The sequence below is a fragment of the Kosakonia sp. MUSA4 genome, assembly GCF_013085925.1.
In the GTDB taxonomy this organism is placed as follows: domain Bacteria; phylum Pseudomonadota; class Gammaproteobacteria; order Enterobacterales; family Enterobacteriaceae; genus Kosakonia; species Kosakonia sacchari_B.
In genome coordinates this window covers 5,661,524-5,683,145 of the sequence record NZ_CP025697.1, presented here as the reverse complement: position 1 = coordinate 5,683,145, position 21,622 = coordinate 5,661,524, and the positions used below count along the sequence as shown (strand labels likewise).

Below are 21,622 nucleotides of genomic sequence, written 5' to 3'. Positions count from 1 at the left end.
CAATGGAACAGGTTGTCATTGTCGATGCAATTCGCACACCGATGGGCCGTTCAAAAGGCGGCGCTTTCCGTAACGTGCGCGCGGAAGATCTCTCCGCCCATCTGATGCGTAGCCTGCTGGCACGTAACCCGGCGCTGGAAGCCAGCGCCATCGACGATATTTACTGGGGCTGCGTGCAGCAGACGCTGGAGCAGGGTTTCAACATTGCCCGCAACGCCGCGCTGCTGGCGGAAATCCCTCATTCCGTCCCCGCCGTCACCGTCAACCGGCTGTGTGGTTCGTCAATGCAGGCGCTGCATGATGCGGCGCGGATGATCATGACCGGCGATGCGCAAGTCTGTCTGGTGGGCGGCGTTGAGCATATGGGCCACGTGCCGATGAGCCACGGCGTCGATTTTCATCCAGGCATGAGCCGCAACGTCGCAAAAGCGGCAGGCATGATGGGGCTGACCGCCGAAATGCTGTCGCGCATGCACGGCATCAGCCGTGAAATGCAGGATGCATTCGGTGCACGTTCCCACGCCCGCGCCTGGCAGGCCACGCAATCTGGCGCATTCAAAAACGAGATCATTCCCACCGGCGGTCACGATGCCGATGGCGTATTGAAGCAGTTTAACTATGACGAAGTGATCCGCCCGGAAACCACCGTCGAAGCGCTGTCCACGCTGCGACCGGCTTTCGATCCGGTTAGCGGCACGGTTACCGCCGGAACATCATCCGCTCTGTCGGATGGCGCCTCCGCGATGCTGGTCATGAGCGCCAGCCGCGCCCGCGAATTGGGCCTGACACCGCGCGCCCGCATCCGTTCAATGGCGGTGGTCGGCTGCGATCCGTCAATCATGGGTTACGGCCCGGTTCCGGCCTCGCAGCTGGCGCTGAAAAAAGCCGGACTGACCGCCAGCGATATCGATCTGTTTGAGATGAATGAAGCCTTTGCCGCCCAGATCCTGCCGTGCATAAAAGATCTGGGGCTGATGGAACAGATCGACGAGAAGATCAACCTGAACGGCGGTGCCATCGCTCTCGGCCATCCGCTGGGGTGTTCAGGTACACGCATTAGCACCACACTGCTGAACCTGATGGAGCGCAAAGATGCCCAGCTTGGTCTGGCGACGATGTGTATTGGTTTAGGTCAGGGGATCGCTACGGTGTTTGAACGCGTATAACGCTTTAAACGAATCGGTCTCAACGTAGAGTGTAGGCCGGGCAAGCGAAGCGCCCCCGGCTTACATGCCGGATGGCGGCGCAAGCGCCTTATCCGGCCTACAAAAAATGCGAAGAGAGAATCTGGTTGCCGTTTTTCCCGCCTGTCAGGGGCGGGTTTTTTGATCAAATGAAAGCAAACGCATCGCCAAACAGGCGATCTTCACGCGCGCCGCGCTCATTGCAGAACAGGTCACGGGCAATCTTCGCCATCTCGAAACGACCTGCGATATAGATATCGTGTTCGGAGAGCGAACCAAAATCCTGCATCACCGCTGCCAGCACCGTGCCGGAGCGACCGCGCCAGCCCTCTTCCGGCTGCTCAACCACCGGCACCACACGCAGATTCGGGTGATCCACCGACAGGGCTTCCAGCTCGGCCAAATCGTACAGATGCTTCTCCTCGCGCCCGCCCCAGTAAATGCTTACTTCACGGTTCGGGTTTTGCGCGAGGGTGGTCAGCAGAATCGAGCGCGCATAAGAGAAGCCAGTACCGCCCGCGATCAGCACCATCGGGCGCTCCTCGTCATCGCGCAGCCAGGCATCGCCATGCGGAATGTCGATAACAATTTCGCGGTCTTTCAGAATGCGGTCCATCACCGCCATGGCATAGAGATTCAGCTCTGACGCACCAATATGCAGTTCGATATAATCATGCTGATCCGGCGTGGATGCCATTGAGAAAGGACGCTTATCCCGCTCATCCATTACCACCATCAGATACTGACCAGCGCGAAACGAAAAAGCCGCCTCCGGCACTAAACGGACACGATATACGGTATCAGTGATGGCATCTACCGAGGTCACTTTACAGCTTAAGGTTGTCATGCGCTCTCTCTGTCGGGTCTATTTTGTCATTCAATATGGCCAGTTCATCCCAGATAGCGTCAATTCTCGCCGTCACCTGAGGATCTTTTTTGATTGGGCGTCCCCATTCACGCTGGGTTTCCCCCGGCCATTTATTGGTGGCATCCAGCCCCATTTTTGAGCCAAGACCGGAAACCGGCGAGGCAAAGTCCAGGTAATCAATCGGCGTGTTTTCCACCAGAACCGTATCCCGCGCGGGATCCATACGGGTGGTGATCGCCCAAATCACATCATTCCAGTCGCGCGCGTTCACATCGTCATCGCACACGATCACAAACTTGGTGTACATAAACTGGCGCAGGAAAGACCAGACGCCCATCATGACGCGTTTTGCATGGCCCGCGTACTGTTTCTTCATTGTCACGACGGCCAGGCGATAGGAGCAACCTTCCGGCGGCAGATAGAAATCGACAATTTCCGGAAACTGCTTTTGCAGGATCGGCACAAACACTTCGTTTAACGCCACCCCCAGCACCGCCGGCTCGTCGGGCGGACGACCGGTATAGGTGGAGTGATAAATCGCGTCTTCACGCCGGGTAATGTGCGTTACCGTAAACACCGGGAAGTTATCCACTTCATTATAGTAACCTGTATGGTCACCATACGGCCCTTCAGGGGCCATTTCACCCGGCTCGATGTAGCCTTCCAGTACAATTTCCGCGCTGGCAGGCACTTCAAGATCGTTGGAAACGCACTTCACCACTTCCGTTTTTGTACCGCGCAGTAGCCCGGCAAAAGCGTATTCAGAGAGCGTGTCCGGCACCGGCGTTACCGCGCCAAGAATGGTCGCTGGATCGGCACCCAGCGCAACCGACACCGGGAAACGTTCGCCGGGATGCGCAGCCTGCCACTCCTGGAAGTCCAGCGCACCGCCACGGTGGGAGAGCCAGCGCATGATCAGCTTATTTTTACCGATCCGCTGCTGACGATAGATCCCCAGGTTCTGTCGCTCTTTGTGCGGGCCACGGGTCACCGTCAGCCCCCAGGTAATCAGCGGCGCGGCATCGTCCGGCCAGCACTGCATGATCGGGATGGTGGTCAAATCGACCTCGTCGCCCTGCAACACTTTTTGCTGACAGGGCGCGCCGCGCAGACGTTTCGTCGGCATATTCAGCACTTGCTTAAACTGTGGCAGCTTATCGAAGAGATCGCGGAAACCTTTTGGCGGCTCAGGCTCTTTCAGGAATGCCAGCAGCTTACCCACTTCACGCAGCGCGCTGACATCCTCCCGCCCCATACCTAACGCGACGCGACGCGGCGTGCCGAACAGATTACACAGCACCGGCATTGTGTAACCTTTCGGATTCTCAAACAGCAACGCCGGGCCGCCTGCACGCAGGGTGCGATCGGCTATTTCGGTCATTTCCAGATAAGGGTCAACCGGCAGCGTGATGCGCTTCAGTTCCCCTTGCTGCTCGAGCAATGTCAAAAAGTCGCGTAGGTCGTTGTATTTCATGCGGTGTATTATCGCCTCCAGATAAGCGCTTTATTATACGGTGTTCAATCTGAGGTTGCTGTATTTTTGTTAAATCGACGTGAAATTCAACAGCGCCCGGTGCGGACGTTATAATGAACTTAGCCATCATGCTGCGGTTTTGATATTCTTTCGCCCGAACTTACGGAAAAGAGTCATTATGCAATCCTGGTATCTACTTTACTGCAAACGAGGCCAGCTCCAGCGCGCCCAGGAACATCTCGAACGCCAGGCGGTCAGTTGCCTGACGCCGATGATCGCCCTGGAAAAAATCGTACGCGGCAAACGCACAATCGTGAATGAACCGCTTTTTCCCAACTATTTGTTTGTAGAGTTTGATCCCGAGGTGATTCACACCACCACCATTAACGCCACGCGCGGCGTCAGCCACTTCGTGCGTTTTGGTATGCACCCGGCCCGCGTTCCCCCCTCGGTTATCCATCAGCTTTCGGTCTATCAGCCGGAAGGCGTGACCGATCCCGAAACGCCCTTTCCAGGCGATGATGTGGTGATTACCGAAGGCGCGCTTGAAGGGTTGCAGGCTATCTTTAAAGAGCCTGACGGCGAAACACGCTCGATGTTGCTGCTGCATATGCTGAATAAGCAGGTGCTGCAAAGCGTCAAAAATACCGATTTTCGTAAGGCGTGAAGCAGCGTTAAAACGCGATGCCAAACAGACGCTGTACGTTTTTATCCGTCACCGAATCCAGCCACTGAACCTCTTCGCCACGCAGCGATGCGACTGTGGCGAGAATATGTCCCAATAACGCCGGTTCATTACGCCGCGATGCGGGCTTCGGCACCAGATCGCGCGGCAGCAGGTAAGGCGCATCCGTTTCGATAAGCAGCCGCTCGGCTGGAATCAGTGGCACCACTTCGCGTAATTCCTGCCCACGACGTTCATCACACACCCAGCCGGTAATCCCAAGGTACATACCGCGATCGAGGCAATCTCTGGCCTCCTGCGCTGAGCCGGTAAAGCAGTGCAACACGGCGCCAGGCAGCTTATTCAGCCACGGATCCAACAATGCCAGAAAGCGTTCATGCGCATCGCGACAGTGCAGAAAAACCGGCATATTCAGTTCAGCGGCCAGCGCCAACTGGGCGCTAAAGGCGTATTCCTGTTCACGCGGCGTGGAGAAATTGCGATTGAAATCCAGACCGCATTCCCCTACGGCCACCACTTCCGGCAATGATGCCAGTGCGCGGATGGCCTGTGCGGTTTCCTCCGTCCAGCCACTGCTGTCATGAGGATGCACGCCCGCTGTCGACCAGCAGTGACGGTAGCGCTGTGCCTGCTGCTGCGCCTGCTGACTCTCATGCAGATTGGTACCGGTTATCAACATGCCCGTGACGCCCGCCGCTTGCGCACGCGCGACCACCTCGCGCTGATCTCGGGAAAACTGCGAACTGGTCAGATTGACGCCGATATCAAACATGCTCTTCCCCATACAAAAACCGCCCTGACGGGCGGTTTGTTACTCTTCACTGGTTCCTGTGTCGTTCTCATCGTCGCTAATACGGCGCTTACCGACATAAAAGCGGGCGCAGAAGACGCCAATTTCAAACAGGCAATACATCGGTATCGCCAGCAGTGTTTGCGAGAAGACATCCGGCGGCGTCAGCAACATGCCAACGACAAATGCACCGACCAGCACATAAGGACGCTTTTGTCGCAGATCGGCAGGCGTGGTTACGCCCATCCAGCACAGCAGCACAATGGCCACCGGCACTTCAAACGAGACGCCGAAGGCCATAAACAGCGCCATGACGAAGCTGAGGTAACTGGCGATGTCAGTAGAAACCTGCACCCCTTCCGGAGCGGTATGCGTCAGGAAGCCAAACGCCAGCGGAAACACCACAAAGTAGGCGAATGCCATGCCGATATAGAACAGCAACGAGCTGGAGATCAGCAACGGCACGACCAGGCGGCGCTCATGCTTATACAACGCAGGAGCAACAAATGCCCATACCTGATACAGAACGACCGGCGCCGAGAGGATCAGCGACACCATAAAGGTCAGCTTGATCGGCGTAAAAAACGGTGAGGCAACATCCGTGGCGATCATTGTCGCCCCGACCGGCATCTGTTTGATGAGCGGAGCGGAAACGAGCTGATAGATATCATTCGCGAAGTAAACCAGCGCGAGGAAAATCACCATGACGGCGATAATGCAGTTCAGCAGACGCTTACGCAGCTCAATAAGATGTGCAATAAGCGGTTGGGTATCGTCTACAGCCATGTTCAGGATTTTTCACTTGAAGAAGGTGAGGAGTCGGAAAGCGGAGCCGTGTCTTTGATCGTCGGGTTCACCGTCGGCGATTTTTTCTCTTCATCGGCTTCGGGAGCTTGCTGCGGCGCGCTGACCTGATGCTCAGCGGTAGACGGCGTAACGCCTTCGCGCTGCGCTTCGCTCTCTTTCACCACCGGATTATGTATGGTATTCGCTTCATCGCTCGTTTTTTCCGCATCGTGAACGCTGTATGAGCGCTTCATCGATTCCGCTGCCTGGCGCAGTTCGTCCATTGACTCTTTCAACTCCGGCGTCAGGTTTTCCAGACTCGCTTTCTCAACCTTTTTCAGACTGTCCTGGAACTCCTGAAGCTTCAGCTCCTGCGTCAATTCATTCTGCACGGTTGTCGCCAGCGAGCGTAATGCGCGGACCCAGCCCGCAATAGTACGCACGGCCACAGGCAGACGCTGCGGCCCCAGCACAACGAGACCGATGATAAAAACGAGTAACAATTCGCCAAAACCTATATCGAACACGAATTACACCTGCTCTTTGTCGTGACGTTTTTCGTCTTTTTTAGCGTCGTTGGATTTTGCATCATCAGAGAGGGATTTCGCCGTAAAATCTGCATCTTGTGCCGATTTATCCTGCTTTTCCTCTTTATCATCATCGCTGATGGCTTTTTTAAAGCCTTTGATGGAGGCCCCAAGATCGGAGCCAATCGAACCGAGTTTTTTCGTTCCGAACAGCAGCACGACGATAACTACAATAATCAACAACTGCCAAATACTGATACCACCCATACATAGTCCTCTGTAACAGATGATGTTATAAACAGGCCCAAGTATACACATTATCCATTACGCTGCCTCTTTGTTGGCGGCGTCAGTGCTTCAGGCCCCCGATACGCGCCAATAGCTTAGCGTGTCTTATACCAACCGACCAGCCAGACAACAACACCCCCGGCGACAACCCATAAGGGAGCAAGCCCCCAGTCGGGCCGGTTGATCAATAATAGCGTCCCGCTAAGCAACAATGTCGCGCCAATACCAAACAGATAACGGGATTGCCCCTGACGTACATGGTTAGCCTGTAGTTCGCTGGCAATCTTATCAACGCTGTGCTGCAAATGTTTACCTTGCTGCAAACCGTTGTAGATCAGTTCAGGAAGCTCCGGCATTTTCTCTATCCAGAACGGCCCTTTCTCTTTTAACGCCCGGACCAACGCAGGAATACCCACCTGATCTTTGATCCACGCTTCGAGAAAAGGTTTCGCCGTTTTCCACAAATCGAGCTGCGGATAGAGCTGACGGCCGACGCCTTCAATATAGAGCAAGGTTTTTTGCAGCAGCACCAGTTGCGGCTGCACTTCCATATTGAAGCGACGAGCGGTGTTAAAGAGATTAAGCAACACGTGACCAAAGGAGATTTCCGCCAGCGGCTTCTCAAATATCGGCTCGCACACCGTACGAATGGCGAATTCAAACTCTTCAACATTGGTGTCCCGCGGCACCCAGCCTGAGTCGACATGCAGTTCCGCCACTTTGCGGTAATCGCGATTGAAGAAAGCGATAAAGTTCTCCGCCAGGTAGCGTTTATCCTCTTTGTTGAGCGAACCCACGATGCCGCAATCGATGCCGATATATTGGGGGTCTTCCGGATGATCATAGCTGACAAAAATATTGCCAGGATGCATGTCGGCATGGAAAAAACTGTCGCGGAAAACCTGGGTGAAGAAGACCTGCACGCCGCGCTCAGCCAGCAATTTCAGGTTAGTACCGTTCTTTTCCAGCGCTACAACATCCGAGACCGGAATACCGTAAATGCGCTCCATTACCAGCATATCCTGGCTACAGTAGTCGGAGTAGATTTCCGGCACATACAGCATCGGGCTGTTTTCGAAATTACGCCGTAACTGAATCGCGTTGGCGGCTTCACGCAACAAATCCAGTTCATCAATCAGCGTTTTTTCATACTCCCGTACAACTTCACGCGGACGTAAACGACGGCCATCCGGCAGCAGGCGCGGAACCCACGCCGCCAGGCGGTAAATAAGCTTAAGATCGGCTTTGATCACCGGCAGAATATCCGGGCGGATCACCTTGATCACCACCTCTTTGCCGCTCTCTTTCAACCGCGCGGTATGAACCTGAGCAATCGATGCAGACGCCAGCGGTTCAATCTCGAAGTCATCAAACCAGGTTTCAACAGGCAGATCGCCCATCGCTTTTTCGATCTGCTGTTTGGCGAGATGCCCGTCAAACGGCGCGACACGATCCTGTAGCATCGCCAGTTGATCGGCAATCAGCGGCGGGAAAAGATCGCGACGAGTAGAGAGCATTTGACCGAATTTGATCCACACCGGTCCCAGCTCCTGCAACGCAAGACGCAGCCGTTCACCAAGCGCTTTATCCTTGTGCCGGTTAGGCATCCAGAACAGCATTCTGCGCCAGATCCGCAGCGGCAGGGTGATACGCATTCTGGGAATGAGCTCATCAAGCCCGTAACTCAAGAAAGTCTGGATGATGAAATAGAGCCGCCGCAGTTCACCTGGCGTCATTTGCCCTCCAGTTTATCCAGGCGCTGAGCTAAGGCTTCCGTCGCACGTTCCACGGCCGCCGTCTCTTCTGCAAACCAGGCCACTTCCAGAGCGCCCGGCGCGACGCGCCACTCTTCGGTTAACACTTCAGCGACGTAGCGTTGTTGACGCTGAACGCCATGGCGCAGCAAACGCGCGCCACCGCGCAGGAATTTACTGATACCCTCGGCGGCAATATCACCCGTCCAGGGAGCAAGCACCTCAGCGGGATCAAACTCAGCGAGATCGGCAAGCGCCACCAGGTTTTGCACGACCTGAATATCCCCCTGTACTTCCAGCTCGCCGCTGCGGATAAGCGCAGTCAGTTGCTGGCGATCGCGCAGTTTCGGCAACACCCGCAACTGGGTGATAACCGAACAGTCAGCCTCGCCTTCCCATTCGCTCAGGACGTCGATCTGCTGTTCGCTGAACACCAGCACAAACGGCGAGGAGAACTCCTGCAAAACAACGCGTAAAACTTTGCCGTACAGACGCTGACGCGCAGAAATCAGCGCGCTCTCGCGGTAGAGAAAGGTATTCAGCGCACGTTCGATTCCAGCGGCCACCATCGGCTTAAAGGGCATACGCACTCCTGTCAGAATTTGTAGCCACGGTGCAGAGCAACAATACCGGCGGTCAGATTGTAGTAGTCAACGTTTTCAAAACCCGCGTCCTGCATCATCGCTTTAAGGGTTTCCTGATCGGGGTGCATACGGATAGATTCCGCCAGATAGCGGTAGCTGTCGGCATCGCTTGCCACCAGTTGGCCAATGCGCGGCAGAATATGGAAAGAGTACGCGTCGTACACTTTGCTCAGCGGCTCAATAATCGGTTTGGAAAACTCCAGCACCAGAAGACGCCCGCCCGGTTTCAACACGCGGAACATGGAGCGCAGCGCTTGCTCTTTTTCCGTTACGTTGCGCAAGCCGAAAGAGATGGTAATGCAGTCGAAGGTATTATCCGGGAACGGCAGCGCTTCTGCGTTTGCCTGTACATACTCGACGTTACCGATGATGCCGATGTTGCGCAGCTTTTCGCGCCCCATTTTCAGCATTGAGTCGTTGATATCAGCCAGCACAACCTGCCCGGTTTCACCTACCAGACGCGAGAATTTAGCGGTCAAATCGCCAGTGCCGCCGGCCAGATCGAGAACTTTCTGCCCACGGCGTACGCCGCTGCAATCAATGGTAAAACGCTTCCATAAACGGTGAATGCCCATCGACATCAAATCGTTCATAACGTCATATTTCGACGCGACCGAATGGAAAACATGCGCCACCATGTCGGCTTTGTTTTCTTTGGCGACGGTCTGAAAACCAAAGTGTGTTGTCTCTTTTGAATCTTCCGCCATCTTAGTGCCTGCTATTTAAGAATTTGTTTGTGAAGTGTATCAGATTGGAGGCAATTGCCCTACGATTCAACCGCCCGATGACGCCTTCGCGCCAGGTTCCTCATCCTGCGCTGCATCGTCTAACTGATTGTCTTCATTATATTCATTTACCGCTTCCTGCCCTGCTCGCAGGCGAAACTCCTCATCCTGCGCCTGCGCTTCCGCCGTTAATTCTGGATTAATCTCACGCTTGATCTCAACGCCAAGACCGCGAAATGCCTCCGCCTGCGCCAGCACGTTGCCGCGCCCGGCGGTGAGTTTTTTCATCGCCTGGCGGTAGTTATCCTGCGCTTTATCCAGGCTCTGGCCGATGGACGACATGTCATCAACGAACAGGCGCATTTTGTCATACAGCCGACTCGCCCTTTCTGCAATCTGCTGTGCGTTGCGGCTTTGATGCTCATAGCGCCAAAGGTTGGCGATGGTGCGCAGCGCCACCAGCAGCGTGGTCGGGCTGACCAGCATAATGTTATTTTTCAGTGCTTCCGTTATCAGTTCGGGCTGCCTGTCGAGGGCGATCAGGAACGCGGGTTCCACCGGAATAAACATCAGGACGTAGTCGAGGCTGCGCAGGCCGGGAAGCTGCTGATAATCTTTGCGCCCCAGCAGGCGAATATGATTACGTACCGAGGCGATATGCTCCTGCAATGCGCCTTCGCGGGTAAATTCATCCTCGGCGTTGAAGTAGCGCTCGTAGGCCACCAGCGTCATTTTGGCATCAATCACCACATCCTTGCCCTGCGGCAAGCGCACGATCACATCCGGCTGCATACGCGCGCGGCTGTCGTTTTCCAGGCTGACCTGGGTTTCATACTCGTACCCTTCGCGCAGACCGGACGCTTCCAGCACGCGGGTCAGCACCACTTCGCCCCAGTTGCCCTGCGTTTTATTATCACCTTTCAATGCGCGCGTCAGGTTGATGGCCTCCTGCGCCATCTGGGCGTTCAACTGTTGCAGATTGCGGATTTCATGCGCCAGCGTATGGCGTTCGCGCGCTTCCTGGCCAAAGCTCTCCTGCACCTGGCGGCGAAAACCGTCGAGCTGCTCGCGCAGCGGCGTTAGCAGGCCGTTCAGGCTCTGGCGGTTCTGTTCATCCACCCGCCGGTTGCTCTGCTCAAAGATGCGGTTCGCAAGGTTTTCAAATTGTTCGCTGAGACGCTGCTCGCTGCTGTGCATCTGGCGTAGCTTCTCTTCCGCATGCAACTGGGTGGATTCCAGGCGGGTGGTGACTTCACGAAGATCGGCTTCCAGCGAGCTGTTGATATGTTGCAGGCTGCGCAGCTCGTTATTGAGCAGTTCGCACTCTTCACGCCAGTGCTCGCTCTGAACCAACTGCTGGCGGGCGGCGCTCAGTTCACTAAACACATCGCGTTGCTCGGCAAGCAATTCCGCCTGCTGCTGCGCCCCGCGCCAGCTTGCAGCCAACCAGCCGACCAGTAATCCCGCCAGCGCCAGCGCCGCCATGACGATGCTTGAAGTGTCCACCACGCCTCCTCCAGACCTTATTCGTACAAGCGGGAATTGTGCTGTATAAACGTCCAGTTGGGAAGGGCTTTTCCTGCGAGGCGCTACGCAGAAACGGAAAGGGATTTGTCAGGCCCGGTAAACGCAACATTACCGGGCACCGGCAGAGAGGAATTACAGCAGGCGACGTGCGGCTTCCACCACGATTTTCACGGCGTGGCTTTCGGTCTGTTTCATCGTTTCTGCGTTCGGGATCTCCTGCTGGGTACGATTCACAATCACCCCAGCCACCATCCCGGCGCGCAGTCCCTGGCTTGAACACATGGTCAGCAGCGTCGCGGATTCCATTTCATAATTCATTACACCCATTGATTGCCACTCTTCCATTGAGCCTTTAAAGCTTTTCACCACGCGCCCGGAAAATGTGTCATAACGCTCCTGGCCCGGGTAAAAGGTGTCGGAAGATGCCGTTACACCAATGTGTTTGGTTGCGCCAATCGCATCCGCCGCTGCGACCAGCGCCGTGGTGCAGGCAAAGTCAGCCACCGCCGGGTATTCCATCGGTGCAAAATGCAGGCTGGCGCCATCAAGGCGCACGGAGGCGGTGGTAATCAGTACATCGCCAACATTGATATGCGGCTGAATTGCCCCGGTCGTGCCGACACGCAGAAAAGTGCGGATGCCAAGCTGCGCCAGTTCTTCTACGGCGATAGAGGTTGACGGACCGCCGATGCCGGTGGAGCACACAATAACCGGTTTGCCATCCAGTTCGGCGCGCCAGCTGGTAAATTCGCGGTGAGATGCCAGCTTGACCGGCTTATCCATCAGCGCGGCGATCTTTTCCACACGCTCCGGATCGCCAGGGACAATGGCCAGCTAGCCCCTTGTAAATCGTTTTTGGTGAGACCGAGATGAAAAACATCAGACCTGGACATAACAGGCTCCTTTGTGGTTGGTTTTATCAGGAGAGGCAAAAAGCCACTTTACAGAAGGCGTCTGCCTGTTTTAGTGATTGATGTCACCATCATCGAAAGTGTTTGCATATCATTTCCATAAATTAGTGACTCATATCACATTAACATGCTGTATCTCACAACGCAGCAGCATAGATAGTCGATGAAACGGGGATTTGCGCGCGCGTCAGTCCTTCCGTCTATAGTTATTGAAGCGCTAATAAAAGGGTATGGAGAATGCCATGACAACCAACAAACAGCCGGGCTTTGCACCTGCAGCTTCGCCTCACGCTTCCACCATCGTTCACACACCGGAGGACGCCCTAATCGCAGGCGAAACCTCCATTCCCACGCAGGGCGACAGTATGCCTGCGTTTCACGCCCGCCCCAAAAATGCCGATGGCCCGTTGCCGATCGTCATTGTGGTGCAGGAAATTTTCGGCGTACATGAACATATCCGCGATCTCTGCCGCCGTCTGGCGCTGGAAGGTTACCTCGCCATTGCGCCTGAGCTCTACTTTCGTCAGGGCGATCCGAATGATTTCGCTGATATCCAGACGCTACTAAGCGGGCTGGTCAGCAAGGTGCCGGATGCCCAGGTGCTGGCCGATCTCGACCACGTCGCCAGTTGGGCGGCGCGCAATGGCGGCAACGCGCATCAGTTGTTGATCACCGGTTTTTGCTGGGGCGGACGTATCGCCTGGCTGTATGCGGCGCATAACCCGCAGTTGAAAGCCGCGGTGGCCTGGTACGGTAAGCTGGTGGGAGAGAAATCGCTCAACTCGCCGCGCCACCCGGTAGATGTCGCGACCGATCTGACCGCACCGGTACTGGGTTTATACGGCGCGCAGGATACCGGCATTCCGCTCGAAAGCGTGGAAACCATGCGCCAGGCGCTGCGGGCAGCCAACGCCACTGCCGAGATTGTGGTGTACCCGGAAGCGGGCCATGCCTTTAATGCCGATTACCGCCCGAGCTATCACGAAGAGTCGGCAAAAGATGGCTGGCAACGTATGCTGACATGGTTTGCCCAGTACATTAAAAAATAATATCCGTGCCGGGGGAAACGCCCCGGCCAATAATAGAGATTTAAGATGCAACGCGAATACGAGAACTTCTTGAATTTCTGGCCGTATTAACAGGGAATGAAGGAAACTGATTTATATGAAACCTTCGCTTTTCATTTAGAAAAAGTTTAATGGGATCAAGAAAGTTCTATTATCCTGTCAGAAATAAGAAATTGCACCTCAGAAAAGACTCAACGACAGCATCTGTTAATAGCATGTATTTTAATATCTTTTCAAATTTCAGCATAAAAAAAACGCCAACTAAAAAATGATTTTGCTTTTTCGTGACGACCAGGTGTTGAACTTTGCTGGTTTACCTGTTCTTCTCTTCCATGCAATACTTTGGACACACCTTATTACAGGTAAACGCCTTTAATAAGATTATGCTTAGCGCATATTACAGAAGGAATGGCTCATATTTTTTGATGGCACTAAATAACCGCACAGACCAGCATCACAAAAATGGTGTTAGACATAACAAAACCCGGGCTAAGATCCGTAAAAAAAGATTTCTTCTGCGCAACTATTTGGCGTTTTTACTTATATTTTCATACAGGGTTGTCACGTGAAAAAAAATATTTCAGCATTGTCGCTTTTAGCCGTATCTGTTTGTTTTTTGCCTGACATCGCCTCAGCCGCATCCTCCCATTCTGCAACGTCGACCCAAACGTTTTCAGTCCGGCTTGGTGCCTCTCGTTTGATTTATGATCCTGCTTCCAACGGTACAACCCTGACGGTAACCAATCCGCAGGATTACCCCATTCTAATCCAGTCTCAGGCGCTGGATGAAAACAGGAAGAATAAAGCACCGTTTGTTGTTACGCCCCCGCTGATGCGCCTGGATGGGCAGCAGTCCAGCCGATTACGTATTGTGCGCACCGGCGGTAATTTCCGGGCCGACCGTGAAACGTTACAGTGGTTATGTGTCAAGGGAATCCCCCCTAAAGCGGGAGACGAGTGGGCAAAAGAGAAGACCGATAAAGTATCACTGAACGTTCAACTCACTATCAATAACTGCATCAAACTGCTCATCCGGCCAGGCACGTTAAAAAGCCATCCTGACGATGCAGAAAATCGTCTGCAATGGCAACAGCACGGTAATAAGTTGACCGCAGCGAATAACTCACCGTTTTACATTAATATCAGCGCGCTAAAAATTAATGACGTTAGCGTACAGGATATCAAATACGTTGCGCCCTTCTCTTCGCGTGATTTCACACTGCCTTCCGCAACAAAAAGTAAAAGGATTGAATGGAAGATCGTGAACGATTACGGCGGTGAAAGTCAGACCTGGCAAGCCAACGTAGAATAACAATGTTATTTAATGCGACACAGCGTAGAAGCAAGCGTATTTATTATTCATATGAATATGTGCAATTAACTTGCAGGTGCTGATTTATTGGCATCACTCTCGCTCTATGACAACGACGCGCGTTTTACCCTTTTTGATTTTGCGTTTACCGAAGGGTAGCAGACATATTCAGGGCAAGATTACTGCTTATAAAACAATAATAATCGACGTTGTTTAGCTCACATTTATATGACAGTAAAACAATATTATATTCTGCCATTATTCTCTGTTGGGATAGCTGTCTGCATATGTTCATCAGCGAATGCGGCGGCAGAAAGCTGGTCATTTGATCCCGCGCTGTTAGGTGGCGAAGAGGGAAGAAACGTTGATATTTCGGTTTTTAACGAAGGAAGCCAGCTACCCGGAATTTACCCGGTAGACATTTTGCTAAATGGCGACGTGGTGGATTCCAGGGAGATGGTATTTCACCAGGCGCGTGATAAAAGCGGCAAGCGCTTTCTGAAAACCTGCCTGACTGAAGCACTGCTGACACAGTATGGCGTGAAAACAGAACAGTACCCTGGTCTCTTTGCCGCTCGTGCTTCGGAGAAAACAAATGATGACGAGACACAGCAATGTGCGGCGCTGACGGCCATTCCGCAGGCGACAGAAACGTTCCAGTTTTATCGACAGCAGTTGTTGCTCAGTGTCCCGCAGGCAGCGCTGCGCCCAAAGGTAACAGGTCTCGCGCCGCGGGAACTCTGGGATGATGGCATTCCTGCCCTGCTGATGAATTACCGCATAAATACAGCCCGTTCGGCATCATCAGGCAGCGGTTCCTCAACGAATAGCACCGCGTTTGCACAGCTCGAGCCGGGAGCGAATCTCGGTGCCTGGCGTTTGCGGAACCTGACAACCTGGCAGAAAGAGGGCCAATCACCAGCAAAATGGCAGGCTGCATGGACCTACGCAGAACGCGGATTATATGACCTGAAAAGCCGTCTGGCATTGGGGGATCGTTACACTCCGGCCGACATCTTTGACAGCATTCCCTTTCGGGGGGTGATGCTTGGCTCCGATGAGGCAATGGTTCCCTATAACCAAAGAGAATTCGCCCCTGTTATTCGCGGAATCGCGCGCACGCAGGCCCGGATTGAAGTCAAACGCAGCGGTTATGTGATTTACAGCACCACCGTGGCGCCGGGGCCTTTTGCGTTGACAGATCTTCCCTCCGCCGGTGACGGCGGCGACTTACAGGTGACGATTTTTGAAAACGACGGCCGTCAGCAAAGTTTTATTGTGCCCTCTACCACGCCAGCTATCGCGCTTCGTGAAGGTTATTTCAAATACAACCTGATGAGCGGTCGCTATCGCCCGTCAAATGGCGCGGTCAGTGATAGTTATGTCGCTCAGGCGTCCCTGATGTATGGGTTGCCATGGGGCATAACGGCTTACGGAGGTTTACAGAACGCAGCCCATTACAGCGCAGCGTCACTGGGACTGGGGGTATCACTCAATAAGTTGGGCGCTATTTCGCTGGATGGCATTCAGGAACAGAGAAAGCCGCGCAGAAAAGAGCATGAACAAGGCAGCGCCTGGCGCGTGCGCTACAGCAAAAGCATTGAAGCGACAAATACCGGATTCACACTTTCCAGCAACCGCTATGCGTCGTCGGGATTTCACGGATTGTCGGCGGTGCTGGACAGTGATCAGGCGCATGACGCTGGCAGATACCTGAATCAGAACAATTTGCGTCGCAAAACGCGCTCCAGCCTGACGCTCAGCCAGTCCCTGGGGCAGTGGGGTTCAGTGAGCCTGACGGGGGCCAGGGAGAGTTACTGGCAACAACACGGGACGCGGGATGAGCTGATGGTCTCCTGGGCCGCAAGTTTCCATGACGCCACATGGTCGCTGAACTGGACGCAACGCCAGGAGCCGGTTTACCACAGCGGCGCGCAGCCAGGCGGGCGTAAAACGGATCGGGAAATAAGTTTCTGGATTAGCCTGCCTCTGGATCGCTGGATGGGAAACCACGCGCGGGCCAGTTATCAGATGGTAAACGGGGACATACGCGGTACGCAGCATGAAATGGGACTGAATGGCGACAGTTTTGATCGCCGTCTGAGTTGGGATGTACGTGAACGGATGATGCCAGGCAACCCGGCTACTGACCGAAACAGCAGCCTGATTAATCTGACCTGGCGCGGCGCTTATGGTGAATTGAAAGGCGGCTACCGCTACAGCCCATCTTCCCGACAGATGAATGCGGGCGTGGCTGGCGGCGTAGTGATTCATCGCCATGGGATCACGCTGGGCCAGCCGCTGGGAGAAACCGTGGCGCTGGTGGAAGCGCCAGGCGCAGCAGGCGTATCGGCAGGCGATATCCCCGGCGTGAAAACCGATTTTCGTGGATACACCACGCTGGACTACGTGATGCCCTATCAGGCGAATTTAGTGACGCTCGATCCCAATACTCTACCCGCTGATGTTGAAGTCCCGCAAACGGACACCCGGATAGTCCCCACAGCAGGGGCAGTCATCGCGGCGAAATTCTCAACCCGGACAGGTGCCCGCGCCGTTATCACGCTGACACAGGCGAATAACCGTCTGGTGCCCTTTGGCGCGCTGGTCACGCTTGCGGGCAATGACACCAATACCGGAGCAGGTATTACGGGTGATGGCGGAGAAGTGTACATGAGCGGGCTGCCACAAACGGGAAGGCTGCTGGTCTCGCTGGGCAATGAACGCTCATGCATAGCGGACTACCGTCTGCCAGCAGAAAAAAGCTCTGCGGGTATCTATGCCCTTAGCGCAATGTGCCGTTCAGCATGAAGGTATCTGAAATGAAAAAGAAAATTGCACGTCCATTACTGATAGCAGCCGCGCTCTGTTTGCCCGCAGCAGAGGTGCAGGCAGCGGAAGCCGTACCCGAAGTTACGCTGAACATACGTCCACCCCAGGAGACAACATTGCGTGATGGCACGGTTATCGGCCGCGGCCGGATGTTTTTTCAGGCAGCGCATTCAGGGTATCTGGTCTGGTTGAACGCGCAGAAAAGCGCCCCGGCGCCGGGGCGCTATGTACTGACGGGAAAGCGTAATTCTGCGCACCAATTGCGGATCCGGCTGGCAGGTGAAGGCTGGTCAGGTGAGAGCAAGGATCGAGGCGGCATCGTCAGCACCACCTCCGCGACGCGAGCCAGCTTTCAGATTGTCATCGACGGGAACCAGCAAGCCGCTGCCGATGAGTATGTCATTACGGCCAACGCGCTTGCCATCGTCCCCTGAACAACGAGCACAACGCATTACGCAGGCTTCAGGATCGGAAGCCTGCGCAACAGGTTGTCACCTGCAAAGGTGACGCCACCCACGTCCAGGTATGCGGCGCGGGATCAATTAACGATGATGAAACTAAAGGAATGATTTATGAAAAAGATAATGCTGACCACCTTACTGGCGCTGATGAGCAGCCAGAGTTTTGCAGCGCTGACATCCCACGGTAGCGCCACCACCAGCATGACCCTTAACGCACCAGCAATATGGAGCATCACCAAAGGCGTAGACGCAGACGGAACCCTTGGGGCTGGCAACACCTATACCGACGACAGCATTCTGAACCATGCTGCGACCATCATTATTAAGAACGACTCGACGGCGGCGGGTACTTACTATATTCGCGGGCAAGGGGATTCCCTTGAGACCGATGGCACCATTGTGTGGGTCAATGCCAGTGACAGTACGCAAAAACACGTTGTGTCAAACCTGACCACCACGCTCGACAGTACCTGGAGCGCTGCGGACTCCGCCTTTAAATCGAACAATCCGCTGGCCGCGGGTGATGAGAAAACGTTCAGTTTTTATGGGCAGGCTGGCGATACATTTGAACCCGGCACTTATAACCTCTCGATGGAGTTGTTAACTGAAACGCCGTAACACCTCTGCGTGAGGTCACGCTATCACGCTGACAGAGAGGGTATCCGCACTGTCAGCGTCACTGCTCTCTACTCATTTTACGGTTTTCCTGAATGCGAGGCCGCACCACAGCTTTTGTGTCTTTGTCGCATCCAAAGTTGTGTAATTACAATGAAATTAAAGGAATGATGATAATGAAAAAAGTAATGCTGACTACTTTACTGGTTCTGATGAGCAACCAGAGTTTTGCGGCACTGACTTCTCATGGAAGCGCGACCACCTCCATGACGCTGAATGCGCCAACATCATGGAGCATTACCAAAGGCATGGACGCTGAAGGAACGCTGGGAGCAGGCAATATCTATACTGGCGATTCTATTTTGGATCATGCTGCAACCATCATTATTAAAAACGGATCGACCACTGCAGGTACTTACTACATTCGCGGGCAGGGTGATTCTCGCGAGAGTAATGGCGATATCGTATGGGTCAGCACCAGTAACAGCACGGAGAAACACCTTGTGCCGAATCTGGCGGTCAAACTCGACAGTACCTGGAGCGCGGCGGACGATGCCTATAAATCCAATAGCCCGCTGGCGGCTGGCGCGGAGCAAACATTCAGCTTTTATGGCCAGGATGGCGATGTATTTGAACCCGGCGTCTACACCCTCTCTCTGGAGTTGTTAACCGAAACGCCGTAAAACCGCAAAAAAACGCCGCCGGGGAACGAGCCGGCGGCGCAAGGCTGTTTACTGCTGACGCAGGTTCTGCGCGGCTTTCACCATATTAGCCAGCGCGGCGCGGGTTTCCGGCCAGCCACGGGTTTTCAGACCGCAATCCGGGTTCACCCACAGACGCTGCGCCGGAATGCGCTGCGCCGCTTTTTGCAGCAGGGCTTCGATCCACTCCACGCTCGGCACGTTCGGCGAGTGAATGTCGTACACGCCCGGTCCGATTTCGTTCGGGTATTCGAACTCTTCGAACGACTCGAGCAGTTCCATATCCGAACGCGAGGTTTCGATGGTGATCACATCAGCATCCAGCGCGGCAATGGAATCCATGATGTCGTTGAACTCGCAATAGCACATGTGGGTGTGGATCTGCGTGTCATCCTTCGCCACCGCCGCATTAATACGGAACGCTTCGACGCCCCACGCCAGGTAAGCCTCCCAGTCGCTGCGGCGCAGCGGTAAACCTTCGCGCAGTGCCGGTTCGTCGATCTGGATGATGCCAATACCGGCGGCTTCCAGATCGGCCACTTCGTCACGCAGCGCCAGCGCGATCTGCTTGGCGATGGTTTCGCGGGTAACATCTTCACGCGGGAAAGACCAGCAGAGGATGGTGACCGGCCCGGTCAGCATGCCTTTGACCGGTTTGTCGGTCAGCGATTGTGCGTACTTCGCCCACTCGACGGTAATCGCTTCCGGGCGGCTCACGTCGCCGATCACGACTGGCGGCTTCACGCAGCGAGAGCCGTAGCTCTGCACCCAGCCATTTTGCGTAAAGACGAAACCATCAAGATGTTCACCGAAGTATTCCACCATGTCGTTACGTTCTGCTTCGCCGTGGACCAGCACATCCAGCCCCAAACGCTCTTGTTCGATAATCGCCTGCTTAATATGTTCAGCGATGCCGGTGCGGTAATTGCCCGCATCTAAACGTCCCTGTTTAAAATCCAGACGCAAGCCGCGGATCTCGGTGGTCTGCGGGAACGAGCCGATAGTCGTGGTCGGCCACGCCGGCAGGTTGAAACGCACGCGCTGCGCTTGTGCACGCTCAGCGTACGGACGCGCGCGCTGGCTGTCCTGCGCGGTGATCGCCGCCAGACGTTTTGCCACCGCCGGGTTGTGCACGCGGGTAGAGTGGCGGCGCGCCTGGATCGGGGCGCTCCATTCATTCAGTTTTTCTGTATTGCCGCTGTTCAGGGCATCACGCAACAGCGCCAGTTCTTCACATTTTTGCAGGGCGAAGGCGAACCAGCTTTTCACTTCGGCATCAAGACGTGTCTCAACGCTCAGATCGATCGGGCTGTGCAGCAGCGAGCAGGAAGAGGCAACCCACAGCGGGCGTTTGCCGACCACATCTTTAATCTGCGCATATTTTTCACTCAGATCGGCGCGCCAGACATTACGGCCATTCACCAGACCGGCAGAGAGCAGCCAGTCGGCAGGCAGACGCTGATGCAGCTGTGCAACGTTGTCTTTACCGTGTACCAGATCGACATGCAGACCCTGCACCGGCAGCGCGGTAATGGTGTCCAGGTTCGGCGTGACGCCTTCGAAATAGGTGGTCAGCAGCAGTTTTACCTTGCCGTTCAGCGCGTCATACGCCGGTTTGAAGGCGTCCAGCCACGCTTGCGGCAGCTCCAGCACCAGCGCCGGTTCGTCGATCTGTACCCACTCAATACCGCGTTTCGCCAGTTCGGCCAGTACTTGCTGGTAGACCGGCAGAATGTCGTTCAGCAGGCTTAAGCGATCGAACTGTTCGCCTTTCACTTTGCCCAGCCACAGGTACGTGACCGGCCCAAGCAGCACGGGCTTCACCTTGTGGCCCAGCGCCAGCGCTTCGTCCACTTCATCCAGCAGTTGCGTCCACGTCAGTTTGAACTGCTGGCCTTTGCTGAATTCCGGCACCATGTAGTGATAGTTGGTGTTAAACCATTTGGTCATCTCTGCCGCTGCCGCCGGTTCGCCGGTCGGTGCGCGACCGCGACCGATGCGGAACAGGGTGTCGATATCGACAGAGCCGTCGTTGTTCTGATGACGAGCCGGCACATTGCCCAGCAGCAGGCTGGTGGTCAGAACATGGTCGTACCAGGCGAAATCACCGACCGGCAGCAGGTCGATCCCGGCCTGTTTTTGCTGATCCCAGTGGCGGGCGCGCAGCTCGCGCCCTACCGCCAGCAGTTCTTCGCGAGAAGAATTCCCCGCCCAGTAACTTTCTTGCGCTTTTTTCAGCTCGCGACGCAGGCCGACGCGAGGAAAACCGAGGGTGTGGTTATGTATTGTCATGTCTTCTTCCTTTGTTTTTTTTGTAAATCCTGAGAATTTTGAATTTAGGGAAGGCGGCAAGTTTGCTTATCCCCGGGAGCTTACATAAGTAAGTGACCGGGGTGAGTAAACGCAGCCAACGCACCATAAATTTAAAAGACGAAGGATTTAGCCATCTGGATGTTTACACATCCATATTG

19 protein-coding genes and 1 pseudogene are annotated in these 21,622 nt (G+C 54.7%); 8 read left to right on the top strand and 12 right to left on the bottom strand.

Going from position 1 to position 21,622, the window contains the following annotated elements; translation table 11 throughout:
* The first annotated feature begins 2 nt into the window (after window positions 1-2).
* Window positions 3-1,166 carry an acetyl-CoA C-acyltransferase FadA gene (fadA, locus tag C0557_RS27040; protein ID WP_043955810.1) on the top strand — a complete coding sequence of 388 codons (1,164 nt, stop codon included), beginning with the start codon at window positions 3-5 and terminating at the stop codon, window positions 1,164-1,166.
* 163 nt (window positions 1,167-1,329) lie between these two features.
* Here fadA and fre read toward each other — a convergent pair whose 3' ends face one another.
* Complete coding sequence (fre, locus tag C0557_RS27035) at window positions 1,330-2,031, bottom strand: NAD(P)H-flavin reductase (RefSeq protein WP_035941924.1); 702 nt, start codon at window positions 2,029-2,031, stop codon at window positions 1,330-1,332.
* Window positions 2,012-3,538, bottom strand: a complete 1,527-nt coding sequence (gene ubiD / locus C0557_RS27030) for a 4-hydroxy-3-polyprenylbenzoate decarboxylase (protein WP_208663135.1) — start codon at window positions 3,536-3,538, stop codon at window positions 2,012-2,014. The genes fre and ubiD overlap by 20 nt, the downstream gene beginning before the upstream one ends.
* Window positions 3,539-3,704: 166 nt before the next feature.
* On the opposite strand from ubiD, the gene rfaH reads away from it, so the two are divergent.
* Window positions 3,705-4,193 (top strand): transcription/translation regulatory transformer protein RfaH, encoded by a 489-nt coding sequence (gene rfaH / locus C0557_RS27025; RefSeq protein WP_035889526.1) that lies wholly within the window; start codon window positions 3,705-3,707, stop codon window positions 4,191-4,193.
* 7 nt (window positions 4,194-4,200) lie between these two features.
* Here rfaH and tatD read toward each other — a convergent pair whose 3' ends face one another.
* From tatD to udp, 9 genes and pseudogenes are all read right to left on the bottom strand, one after another.
* Window positions 4,201-4,983 carry a 3'-5' ssDNA/RNA exonuclease TatD gene (gene tatD / locus C0557_RS27020; protein WP_208662687.1) on the bottom strand — a complete coding sequence of 261 codons (783 nt, stop codon included), beginning with the start codon at window positions 4,981-4,983 and terminating at the stop codon, window positions 4,201-4,203.
* A 39-nt stretch (window positions 4,984-5,022) separates the two neighbouring features.
* Window positions 5,023-5,787 carry a Sec-independent protein translocase subunit TatC gene (tatC, locus tag C0557_RS27015; protein WP_208662685.1) on the bottom strand — a complete coding sequence of 255 codons (765 nt, stop codon included), beginning with the start codon at window positions 5,785-5,787 and terminating at the stop codon, window positions 5,023-5,025.
* 2 nt (window positions 5,788-5,789) lie between these two features.
* On the bottom strand, window positions 5,790-6,314 hold the full coding sequence (gene tatB, locus C0557_RS27010; protein ID WP_074779985.1) for a Sec-independent protein translocase protein TatB: 525 nt from the start codon (window positions 6,312-6,314) through the stop codon (window positions 5,790-5,792).
* 3 nt (window positions 6,315-6,317) lie between these two features.
* Window positions 6,318-6,581 carry a Sec-independent protein translocase subunit TatA gene (tatA, locus tag C0557_RS27005; protein WP_007369136.1) on the bottom strand — a complete coding sequence of 88 codons (264 nt, stop codon included), beginning with the start codon at window positions 6,579-6,581 and terminating at the stop codon, window positions 6,318-6,320.
* A gap of 116 nt (window positions 6,582-6,697) precedes the next feature.
* A complete protein-coding gene (ubiB, locus tag C0557_RS27000; protein WP_208662683.1) occupies window positions 6,698-8,338 on the bottom strand; it encodes a ubiquinone biosynthesis regulatory protein kinase UbiB in 1,641 nt (546 codons plus the stop codon).
* Window positions 8,335-8,940 (bottom strand): SCP2 domain-containing protein, encoded by a 606-nt coding sequence (locus tag C0557_RS26995; protein ID WP_035889528.1) that lies wholly within the window; start codon window positions 8,938-8,940, stop codon window positions 8,335-8,337. Before C0557_RS26995 ends, ubiB begins: the two co-directional genes overlap by 4 nt.
* A gap of 11 nt (window positions 8,941-8,951) precedes the next feature.
* A complete protein-coding gene (gene ubiE, locus C0557_RS26990; RefSeq protein WP_074779979.1) occupies window positions 8,952-9,707 on the bottom strand; it encodes a bifunctional demethylmenaquinone methyltransferase/2-methoxy-6-polyprenyl-1,4-benzoquinol methylase UbiE in 756 nt (251 codons plus the stop codon).
* A 66-nt stretch (window positions 9,708-9,773) separates the two neighbouring features.
* On the bottom strand, window positions 9,774-11,210 hold the full coding sequence (rmuC, locus tag C0557_RS26985; RefSeq protein WP_371813273.1) for a DNA recombination protein RmuC: 1,437 nt from the start codon (window positions 11,208-11,210) through the stop codon (window positions 9,774-9,776).
* 174 nt (window positions 11,211-11,384) lie between these two features.
* Window positions 11,385-12,145 (bottom strand): annotated as a pseudogene (gene udp / locus C0557_RS26980) (uridine phosphorylase).
* A 260-nt stretch (window positions 12,146-12,405) separates the two neighbouring features.
* Here udp and C0557_RS26975 point away from each other — a divergent pair.
* The 6 genes from C0557_RS26975 to C0557_RS26950 all read left to right on the top strand — a co-directional run bounded on the left by C0557_RS26975 (window position 12,406) and on the right by C0557_RS26950 (window position 19,133).
* Window positions 12,406-13,212, top strand: a complete 807-nt coding sequence (locus tag C0557_RS26975; protein WP_208662679.1) for a dienelactone hydrolase family protein — start codon at window positions 12,406-12,408, stop codon at window positions 13,210-13,212.
* Between the two features lie 583 nt (window positions 13,213-13,795).
* Window positions 13,796-14,542: a fimbria/pilus periplasmic chaperone gene (locus tag C0557_RS26970; RefSeq protein ID WP_208662677.1), complete on the top strand. Its 747-nt coding sequence runs from the start codon at window positions 13,796-13,798 to the stop codon at window positions 14,540-14,542.
* Between the two features lie 228 nt (window positions 14,543-14,770).
* Window positions 14,771-17,353, top strand: coding sequence for a fimbria/pilus outer membrane usher protein (locus C0557_RS26965; RefSeq protein ID WP_208662675.1), 2,583 nt, complete (start codon window positions 14,771-14,773; stop codon window positions 17,351-17,353).
* A gap of 11 nt (window positions 17,354-17,364) precedes the next feature.
* Complete coding sequence (afaD, locus tag C0557_RS26960; RefSeq protein WP_208662672.1) at window positions 17,365-17,808, top strand: AfaD family invasin; 444 nt, start codon at window positions 17,365-17,367, stop codon at window positions 17,806-17,808.
* A gap of 138 nt (window positions 17,809-17,946) precedes the next feature.
* Window positions 17,947-18,453: a hypothetical protein gene (locus C0557_RS26955; RefSeq protein ID WP_208662670.1), complete on the top strand. Its 507-nt coding sequence runs from the start codon at window positions 17,947-17,949 to the stop codon at window positions 18,451-18,453.
* 173 nt (window positions 18,454-18,626) lie between these two features.
* Window positions 18,627-19,133, top strand: a complete 507-nt coding sequence (locus tag C0557_RS26950; RefSeq protein WP_208662668.1) for a hypothetical protein — start codon at window positions 18,627-18,629, stop codon at window positions 19,131-19,133.
* Window positions 19,134-19,181: 48 nt separating this feature from the next.
* Here the strand turns inward: C0557_RS26950 and metE are convergent, their stop codons facing one another.
* On the bottom strand, window positions 19,182-21,443 hold the full coding sequence (gene metE, locus C0557_RS26945) for a 5-methyltetrahydropteroyltriglutamate--homocysteine S-methyltransferase (RefSeq protein ID WP_208662666.1): 2,262 nt from the start codon (window positions 21,441-21,443) through the stop codon (window positions 19,182-19,184).
* Window positions 21,444-21,622 lie beyond the last annotated feature (179 nt).